Annotated in this window: 1 protein-coding gene; it reads right to left on the bottom strand. The window is 35.0% G+C overall.

The window, feature by feature from the left end:
- Positions 1-112: 112 nt before the first annotated feature.
- Positions 113-992, bottom strand: an 880-nt coding sequence (locus tag HMPREF9420_RS06470; protein ID WP_007134706.1) for a LacI family DNA-binding transcriptional regulator, incomplete at its 5' end; no start/stop codon positions are given.

Below are 992 nucleotides of genomic sequence, written 5' to 3'. Positions count from 1 at the left end.
AAAAGTTTGCACATGTCTGTTGTGTACTTTCGTTTAATAATGTATAGTTTAACAGAAATATCAATTATACTGCTCTATTGTACTTATTTTTTTATAATGTATCATGCCCTTATTATTTTCTTTTTCCTATGGGTAAGCTTGACTTTCTAATATTTAGTTTCCCATCTAACACAATAGTTTCTGTTGGAGTTGTTAATCCTCTTATCTGTTGAAGAAGATGTTGTGCTGCAAGTTTACCCATATCAAGCGTTGGTTGTGCTACGCTAGTGAGTTCCATAATTCTACCAGTGGGTGACTCTGAGAAGCCAGCTATTGCCATATCTTGTGGAATACGCAATCCTCGCTTACGTAATTCAAGCATACACCCAATAGCGATAGAATCATTTATAGCAAATATTGCTTTTGGACGTTTTTTGAGACTAAGAAGATAGTCTACCCCTATTTTTGCATGTTCCTGCTGCACTCCAACGTACATAATATATTTTTCTTGAATGGGGATATTGTGTGCAGATAAAGCATCTATATAACCTTGTAATCGCTCTTTTGTTACAGAAAGATTTTGGCAGCCCCCTAGATGCGCAATATTCCGGTATCCACAACGTATCATGTGATCAACAATTTTGAAAGCCCATTTACGATCATCAATAACAATTTGAGTTGCCTGTAGCTTTGGAGGTACACGATTAACAAATACTATAGGTGTTCCGTCAGTGATGATACGATTATAAAGATCTATATTTTGGGCGTCTTTAGTTACCGACACTATAAGACCTTCAACCATACTTGATTCTAACATTTCGATATTTTGACGCTCTATAACTCCTGATTCACTTGATTGACATATTAATACTTGATAACCTTCTGCATTCAGAACCTCTTGAATTCCAATAATAATTTCAGAAAAGAAAAAAGTAGTGAATTCTGGAACCACAACTCCAATCATATTTGTACGCCGCCTCAATAAATTTCTAGCATTAATATTAGGCTTATAA

Source organism: Segatella salivae DSM 15606, assembly GCF_000185845.1.
Lineage (GTDB): Bacteria > Bacteroidota > Bacteroidia > Bacteroidales > Bacteroidaceae > Prevotella > Prevotella salivae.
This window is presented reverse-complemented; position numbering and strand designations above follow the sequence as displayed.